This is a genomic window from Hydrogenophaga sp. A37 (assembly GCF_002001205.1).
Taxonomy (GTDB): Bacteria; Pseudomonadota; Gammaproteobacteria; order Burkholderiales; family Burkholderiaceae_C; genus Hydrogenophaga.
On the sequence record NZ_MUNZ01000115.1, the window covers coordinates 69,448 to 77,046 of the forward strand.

Here is a 7,599-nt window from a genome sequence, read left to right on the forward strand (position 1 = left end):
GTGATCAGGCGATGGTGCGGATGTCGATGAAGTGGCCGTGGATGGCTGCGGCGGCGGCCATGGCCGGCGACACCAGGTGGGTGCGGCCTCCTGCGCCCTGGCGGCCTTCGAAGTTGCGGTTGCTGGTGCTGGCGCAACGCTCGCCCGGCTCCAGCCGGTCGGCGTTCATGGCCAGGCACATCGAGCAGCCGGGCTCGCGCCACTCGAAACCGGCGGCCTTGAAGATCTCGTGCAGACCCTCGCGCTCAGCCTGGTCTTTCACCAGCCCGGAGCCCGGCACCACCATGGCGAGCTTGATGTTCTTGGCGACCTTCTGGCCGAGCTTTTTGACCACGGCAGCGGCTTCGCGCATGTCTTCGATGCGGCTGTTGGTGCAGGATCCGATGAACACTTTGTCAACGAAGATGTCGTTGAGCGGTTTGCCGGGCTCAAGCGCCATGTAGGTGAGTGCGCGCTCCATGGCGCCACGTTTGCTGGCGTCCTTTTCCTTCTCGGGATCGGGCACACGGGCGTCGATGCCCAGCACCATCTCGGGTGAGGTGCCCCAGGTGACCTGCGGCAGGATCTGCGTGGCGTCCAACTCGACCACGGTGTCGAAATGCGCGCCGTCGTCGGAATGCAGCGTCCTCCAGTAGGCGATGGCTTGGTCCCATTCGACGCCGGTGGGCGAGAGCGGGCGGCCTTTGACGTAGTCGATGGTCTTCTCGTCCACGGCCACCAGGCCAGCGCGCGCGCCGCCTTCGATGGCCATGTTGCAGACCGTCATGCGGCCTTCGATCGACAGCGCACGGATCGCACTGCCGCCGAACTCGATGGTGTAGCCCGTGCCGCCGGCGGTGCCGATCTTGCCAATGATGGCCAGCACGATGTCTTTGGCGGTCACGCCCTTGGGCAGTTGACCCTCGACCTTGATCAGCATGTTCTTGGCCTTCTTGGCCAGCAGGGTCTGCGTGGCCATCACGTGCTCGACCTCGCTGGTGCCGATGCCGTGCGCCAAGGCGCCGAAGGCGCCGTGGGTGGAAGTGTGCGAGTCGCCGCAAACCACGGTCATGCCTGGCAGCGTGGCGCCGTTTTCTGGGCCGATGACGTGCACGATGCCCTGGCGCTTGGACATGAAGGGGAAGAAGGCCGCTGCGCCAAATTCGGCGATGTTGCTGTCGAGCGTGGTGATCTGCTCTTTGCTGATCGGGTCGGTGATGCCTTCGTAGCCCAGATCCCAGCCGGTGGTGGGCGTGTTGTGGTCGGCGGTGGCGACGATGGAGCTGACGCGCCAGACTTTGCGACCGGCTTGGCGCAGACCCTCGAAGGCCTGCGGGCTGGTGACTTCGTGCACCAGGTGGCGGTCGATGTAGAGGACGGCGGTTCCGTCTTCTTCGGTGTGGACGACGTGTTCGTCCCAGATCTTGTCGTAGAGCGTGCGTGCCATGGCGTGGGTTCCTTTTTCGTGGGGATTTTAGGCGTGGGAGTCTGTGCGACTGGGCTGCCCGGCCTGCTCACCGAGGTGTTTGACCAGCAGGCGGGCGGTGACGGGCAAGGTGGAAAAATCGCGGGCGACGAGGTCAATCTGGCGTGTCGCCCATGCGTCGGTCAGAGGGATGCAAGTGAGCTCCCCCACACCATGCATCAGCTCAAAGGCCCGTTGCGGCATCAGACCCACGCCCAGGCCGTTGTGAATCATGCGGCACATGGCGTCGAGCCCCGTCACGCGGATGCGCAGGCGGATACCGCGCCCGACCGCCGTGGCCGCGGCATGCATGGCCAGGTAGATGGAGCTGTTGGCGTGCAGGCCCACGTGGTCCCAGTCCAGGCTGTCGGCAAAGGCCAGCAACGAACGTTCAGCCAGAGGGTGTTGGTGCGGCACGACGAGCGCGAGATGGTCCTTCCGGTAAGGACAGATCTGAAGATCGGTGGACTGACCAGCGGGGCCGGTGTGGCAGATACCCAGATCGGCGGCACCCTCTTGCACCGCGCGCATCACTTCGGTAGAGAGGTGTTCTTCCAGATCGATCTTGATCGCGTCGTGCTGCCGGATGAAGCTGCCAAGGTCCTCTGGCAGGAACTGCACAATGGCCGAGATGTTGGCATGCACGCGCACATGACCTCGTACACCGTCGGCGTATTCGGACAATTCGCCCTGCATCTTGTCTAGGCTGAACAGCACCGATCGCGCGTGGTGGAGCAGGCTCTGACCAGCGGGCGTGGGGCTGGCGCCTCGTGCATGGCGGTAGAGCAGCGCGGTGCCCACCGTGCTTTCAAGATCGGAGAGGCGCTTGCTCACGGCCGAGGCGGCCATGAATTCCTGCTCTGCTGCTTTGCCGATGCTTCCGCGCTCGCACACCGCCACAAAGAGCTGGAGCGAGGTAAGGTCGAGGCGGCGGGTGAAGCTGCGGTCCGGAGTGTTCATGGCTGACTCGTCGTCAATGACGATGAGCTAATTATTCTCTCACCTTGACTAACAACTTGTCATCGCATTTTGCGATGGGTGTCCCCGCAAAAAGCAAAACCCGCCATAGGCGGGTTTTGTGGATGGGGCCGAGACAGGATCGGCGCGTGTGCTTTATCAGCGAGCTGCCAAGGGCTTGACGGTGCGGCGCTCGGCGCCGGTGAACAACTGGCGCGGGCGGCCGATCTTGTACTCAGGGTCGCTGATCATTTCGTTCAGCTGAGCGATCCAGCCAACGGTGCGGGCCAGGGCGAAGATACCGGTGAACAGGTTGACTGGAATGCCGATGGCGCGCTGCACGATGCCGGAGTAGAAATCCACGTTCGGGTAGAGCTTGCGTGAAACAAAGTACTCGTCTTCGAGAGCAATTTTTTCCAGCTCTTTGGCCAACTTGAACAGCGGGTCGTTTTCCAGGCCCAGTTCCTTCAGCACCTCATCGCAGGTTTCCTGCATGAGCTTGGCGCGTGGGTCATAGTTCTTGTACACACGGTGACCGAAGCCCATCAGCTTGACGCCAGAGTTCTTGTCCTTGACCTTCTCCATGAATTCGCCGACCTTGCTCACACCGCCCTGGCGCTGGATGTCTTCCAGCATGTTCAGGCAGGCCTCGTTGGCGCCACCGTGGGCCGGACCCCAAAGGCAGGCCACGCCAGCAGCGATGGCCGCGAACGGATTGGTGCCCGACGAGCCGCACAGGCGCACGGTGGATGTGGAGGCGTTCTGCTCGTGGTCGGCGTGCAGGATGAAGATGCGGTCCAGTGCACGTTCCAGCACCGGGTTGACCTTGTATTCTTCACAAGGCGTGCCGAACATCATGCGCAGGAAGTTGCCCGAGTAGCTCAGGTCGTTCTTCGGGTACATGTAGGGCTGACCGATGCCGTATTTGTACGACATGGCCACCAGCGTGGGCATCTTGGCGATTAGGCGGATGGCCGCGATCTCCCGGTGCTTCGGGTTGTTGATGTCCGTGCTGTCGTGATAGAAGGCTGACAGGCCGCCCACCAGGCCCGTCAAGACCGCCATCGGGTGCGCATCGCGGCGGAAGCCACGCATGAAGAACTGCATCTGCTCGTTGACCATCGTGTGGTTGATCACGAGCTTGTGGAAGTCGCTGCGCTGGGTCTCGTTTGGCAGTTCTCCGTTGAGCAGCAGGTAGCAGGTGTCGAGGTAGTCGCAGCCGGTGGCGAGTTCCTCGATGGGGTAACCACGGTACAGCAGCTCGCCCTTGTCGCCGTCGATGTAGGTGATGGCCGACTGGCACGAGGCCGTGGACAGGAAGCCGGGGTCGTAGGTGAACATACCGGTCTGCGCGTACAGCTTGCGGATGTCGATCACGTCCGGGCCGATGCTGCCGGCGTACACCGGCAGGTCGACGCTGGGGCTGCCGTTGGAAAACGACAGGGTGGCTTTGTTGTCTACGAGTTTCATGCGATTTCCTTTTAAGGAGGTCTTCTTAAACGGGCTGCCGGGATGCGCGGAGCATGCCCAGCACGTGCGTGACGTCTTCACGGGCCAACTCGCCTTGGGGTGGCTTTCGGCCCAGCAACAGATCCAGCAGATCGTTGTCGGACAAATCCATTAGAACCTCAAGAGCTTCGGCCTGTCTTACGGTCAAGCCAGATTCATGCCTGGCGAAGAAGCTGTCGATGAACAAATCGTTCTCGAGCAGCCCACGGCGGCAGCGCCAGCGCAGCTTGCTCAAACCACGTTGATCGAGCAGGGCGTCGGAGGTGCTGGCGTCCATGATGGGTCGGGTGATGCGCTCAGATCGAGCGCATCACCATCATTTCCTTGATCTTGCCGATGGCCTTCGTCGGGTTCAGGCCCTTGGGACAGACGTCGACGCAGTTCATGATGGTGTGACAGCGGAACAGGCGGTACGGATCTTCGAGGTTGTCCAAGCGCTCGCTGGTGGCTTCATCACGGCTGTCGGCGATGAAGCGGTAGGCCTGCAGCAAACCGGCGGGGCCGACGAACTTGTCGGGGTTCCACCAGAAGCTGGGGCAGCTGGTCGAGCAGCTCGCGCACAAGATGCACTCGTACAGACCGTTGAGCTCGTCGCGCTCCTCGGGGCTCTGCAGACGCTCGGTCTGGGGCGGCGGCGTTTCGTTGATCAGATAGGGCTTGATGCTGTTGTACTGTTTGAAGAACAGCGTCATGTCCACGATCAGGTCGCGCACCACCGGCAGGCCGGGCAGCGGCTTCAGGGTGATCACGCCTGGCAGCGTGTTCATGTTGGTCAGGCAGGCCAGACCGTTCTTGCCGTTGATGTTCATCGCGTCTGAACCGCAGACGCCTTCGCGGCAGGAGCGGCGGAAGGAGATCGTGGGATCAACTTTCTTGAGTTTCATTAGCGCGTCGAGCAGCATGCGCTCGTGGCCGTCGAGTTCGACCTCGATGGTCTGCATGTAGGGCTTGGCGTCTTTTTCCGGGTCGTAGCGGTAGATCTTGAATGTGCGAAGGGCCATGGTGTGTTTCTCCGTGCTTGGTGTGCGGGTGGTCGGGTGCTCAGAAAGTGCGAACTTTCGGGGGCACGGACTCCACGGTCAGCGGCTTCAAGTTGACAGGCTTGTACGAGAGGCTGTTGGTCGCGCTGTCCCACAGCGTGTGTTTCATCCACTCCACATCGTTGCGGCCCAGCGGGAACTCGGCGTCGTCGGCCGGGCGCTCGTAGTCATTCACGGTGTGGGCTCCGCGGCACTCTCGGCGCGCGGCTGCGGAGGTCATGGTGGCCTGGGCGGCTTCCATCAGGTTGTCAACTTCCAGCGCTTCGATGCGCGCGGTGTTGAACACCTTGGACTTGTCGCCCAGTGTGATGTTGGCCACGCGCTCGCGCAGCGCGTTGATCTTGGCCACACCGTCGTCCATGGACGCCTGGGTGCGGAACACGCCAGCGTGCTGCTGCATGATGGCACGCATGTCGTTGGCCACGTCTTGGGCGTATTCGCCGCTGGTCGAGTTGTCCAGACGGGCAAGGCGGGCCAAGGTTTTGTCGGCGGCATCGGCCGGCAGCGGCTTGTGGGTCTTGTTCTTGTCGTTGAACTCAACGATGTGGTTGCCAGCGGCGCGGCCGAACACCAGCAGATCCAGCAGCGAGTTGGTGCCCAGGCGATTGGCGCCATGCACCGACACGCAGGCGCATTCGCCCACCGCGTACAGGCCGTTGACGATTTTCTGCGAACCGCTGCCATCGGGGGCGACCACCTGACCGTGGATGTTGGTGGGGATGCCACCCATCTGGTAGTGGATGGTGGGGACGACGGGAATCGGTTCGCGCGTGATGTCCACGTTGGCAAAGTTGTGGCCGATTTCTTCCACCGAGGGCAGGCGTTTGCGGATGGTCTCGGCGCCCAGATGGTCGAGCTTCATCAGCACGTAGTCCTTGTTGGGACCACAGCCACGGCCTTCCTTGATTTCCTGGTCCATGCAGCGGGACACGAAGTCGCGCGGCGCCAGGTCCTTCAGGGTGGGCGCATAGCGTTCCATGAAGCGCTCACCTTCGCTGTTGAGCAGGATGGCGCCTTCACCGCGGCAGCCTTCGGTCAGCAGCACGCCCGCGCCGGCCACGCCGGTGGGGTGGAACTGCCAGAACTCCATGTCCTGCAGTGGGACACCGGCTCGCGCCGCCATGCCCAGGCCGTCACCGGTGTTGATGAAGGCGTTGGTCGAGGCGGCGAAGATGCGGCCGGCGCCACCGGTGGCCAGCAGCACGGTCTTGGCTTCGAGCACATAGGTTTCGCCGGTTTCCATCTCCAGCGCGGTCACGCCGACCACGTCGCCGTCGGCGTCGCGGATCAGGTCTAAAGCCATCCATTCGACGAAGAAGGTGGTGCGGGCCTGCACGTTTTGCTGGTACAGCGTGTGCAACATCGCGTGGCCGGTGCGGTCGGCGGCGGCACAGGCGCGCTGCACCGGCTTTTCGCCGTAGTTGGCGGTGTGGCCGCCGAAGGGGCGCTGGTAGATGGTGCCGTCGGGGTTGCGGTCGAACGGCATGCCGAAGTGTTCAAGTTCGTACACGACCTTCGGTGCTTCGCGGCACATGAACTCGATGGCGTCTTGATCGCCCAACCAGTCGGAGCCTTTGATGGTGTCGTAGAAGTGGTAGTGCCAGTTGTCTTCGCTCATGTTGCCGAGCGAAGCGGACACGCCACCCTGCGCCGCCACGGTGTGCGAACGGGTGGGGAACACCTTGGAGAGCACAGCCACCTTCAGGCCGGCACGCGCCAGCTGCAGGGAGGCACGCATGCCGGAGCCGCCCGCGCCAACGATCACGACATCAAACTGGCGCTTGGGGAGATTTGCGGTAACGGTCATGGCTTCAGAGCCTCCAGAGAACTTGAACAGCCCAGCCCAGGCAGGACACGAGCCAGACGATGGTGAACATGTGCAGCACGAGGCGGATGCCGGCGGGCTTGACGTAGTCCATCCAGATGTCGCGCATGCCGATCCAGACGTGATAGGCCAAGGCAACAAAGACAGCGAAGGTGAGGGCCTTCATCCACTGAGCTGAGAAGATGGCAGCCCAGGCTTCGTAGCCGACGGGGCCGCTGGTGAACACGACCTGCAACAGCACGATCAGGGTGAACAGCGCCATGATGGCGGCGGTGACGCGCTGGGCGAGCCAGTCGCGCAGGCCATAGTGGGCGCCGGTGACGACGCGCTTGGAACCGAAATTGACAGACATGGGGTTTCCTTGATCGGGTTCAGTACAGGCCGAACAGCTTGGCGCCGAGGACCAGCGTGAGGCCGATGCTCAATGCCAGCGTGACGATGGCCGAGGTCTTGCCAAACTCCTTGCTGACGGCATGGGCCACATCCATGTAGAGGTGGCGCACACCCGCGATCAGATGGTGCAGGTAGGCCCAGATCAGGGCCAGCACCACCAGTTTGAAGAACCAACCCGGCACGTAGCCGATGCCCACCGAGAAAGCAGCGCTGAAGCGATCGAAGGAAATCTCAGATGACACCGAGGTGTCAAACAGCCACACGATCAGTGGCAACAGGATGAACATCAGGCCGCCGCTGGCGCGGTGAAGGATCGAGACCCAGCCTGCTGGCGGCAGGCGGTAAGTGGTCAGGTCTTTGAAGGCGTTGATGTTGCGGAACTCGGGCCGCTTCTTGGTCAACTCGGTCATGGTGGGGGCTTTCTTCCGGGG

8 protein-coding genes are annotated in these 7,599 nt (G+C 62.6%); all 8 read right to left on the minus strand.

Translation table 11 applies throughout. The features are described 5' to 3' along the window. Window positions 1–4 precede the first annotated feature (4 nt). Window positions 5–1,426: a 3-isopropylmalate dehydratase large subunit gene (gene leuC / locus B0E41_RS14430; protein WP_077331847.1), complete on the minus strand. Its 1,422-nt coding sequence runs from the start codon at window positions 1,424–1,426 to the stop codon at window positions 5–7. A gap of 27 nt (window positions 1,427–1,453) precedes the next feature. Beyond that, window positions 1,454–2,404 carry a LysR substrate-binding domain-containing protein gene (locus B0E41_RS14435; RefSeq protein ID WP_077331848.1) on the minus strand — a complete coding sequence of 317 codons (951 nt, stop codon included), beginning with the start codon at window positions 2,402–2,404 and terminating at the stop codon, window positions 1,454–1,456. 156 nt (window positions 2,405–2,560) lie between these two features. Beyond that, window positions 2,561–3,871, minus strand: coding sequence for a citrate synthase (gene gltA, locus B0E41_RS14440; protein WP_077331849.1), 1,311 nt, complete (start codon window positions 3,869–3,871; stop codon window positions 2,561–2,563). A gap of 25 nt (window positions 3,872–3,896) precedes the next feature. Then, a complete protein-coding gene (locus tag B0E41_RS14445) occupies window positions 3,897–4,187 on the minus strand; it encodes a succinate dehydrogenase assembly factor 2 (protein WP_077331850.1) in 291 nt (96 codons plus the stop codon). A 19-nt stretch (window positions 4,188–4,206) separates the two neighbouring features. Next, the gene (locus B0E41_RS14450) at window positions 4,207–4,911 is read right to left on the minus strand and encodes a succinate dehydrogenase iron-sulfur subunit (protein ID WP_077331851.1); all 705 of its coding nucleotides are present in this window, start codon (window positions 4,909–4,911) and stop codon (window positions 4,207–4,209) included. A gap of 40 nt (window positions 4,912–4,951) precedes the next feature. Continuing rightward, a complete protein-coding gene (gene sdhA / locus B0E41_RS14455; RefSeq protein WP_077331852.1) occupies window positions 4,952–6,757 on the minus strand; it encodes a succinate dehydrogenase flavoprotein subunit in 1,806 nt (601 codons plus the stop codon). A 4-nt stretch (window positions 6,758–6,761) separates the two neighbouring features. Beyond that, window positions 6,762–7,127, minus strand: a complete 366-nt coding sequence (gene sdhD, locus B0E41_RS14460; RefSeq protein WP_077331853.1) for a succinate dehydrogenase, hydrophobic membrane anchor protein — start codon at window positions 7,125–7,127, stop codon at window positions 6,762–6,764. A gap of 19 nt (window positions 7,128–7,146) precedes the next feature. After that, complete coding sequence (gene sdhC, locus B0E41_RS14465) at window positions 7,147–7,578, minus strand: succinate dehydrogenase, cytochrome b556 subunit (RefSeq protein WP_077331854.1); 432 nt, start codon at window positions 7,576–7,578, stop codon at window positions 7,147–7,149. Between the last annotated feature and the right edge of the window lie 21 nt (window positions 7,579–7,599).

Coding starts and splice junctions, on each gene's coding strand:
- leuC (WP_077331847.1), bottom strand. CDS start 1,426: ATGGCACGCACGCTCTACGACAAGATCTGGGACGAACACGTCGTCCAC.
- B0E41_RS14435 (WP_077331848.1), bottom strand. CDS start 2,404: ATGAACACTCCGGACCGCAGCTTCACCCGCCGCCTCGACCTTACCTCG.
- gltA (WP_077331849.1), bottom strand. CDS start 3,871: ATGAAACTCGTAGACAACAAAGCCACCCTGTCGTTTTCCAACGGCAGC.
- B0E41_RS14445 (WP_077331850.1), bottom strand. CDS start 4,187: ATGGACGCCAGCACCTCCGACGCCCTGCTCGATCAACGTGGTTTGAGC.
- B0E41_RS14450 (WP_077331851.1), bottom strand. CDS start 4,911: ATGGCCCTTCGCACATTCAAGATCTACCGCTACGACCCGGAAAAAGAC.
- sdhA (WP_077331852.1), bottom strand. CDS start 6,757: ATGACCGTTACCGCAAATCTCCCCAAGCGCCAGTTTGATGTCGTGATC.
- sdhD (WP_077331853.1), bottom strand. CDS start 7,127: ATGTCTGTCAATTTCGGTTCCAAGCGCGTCGTCACCGGCGCCCACTAT.
- sdhC (WP_077331854.1), bottom strand. CDS start 7,578: ATGACCGAGTTGACCAAGAAGCGGCCCGAGTTCCGCAACATCAACGCC.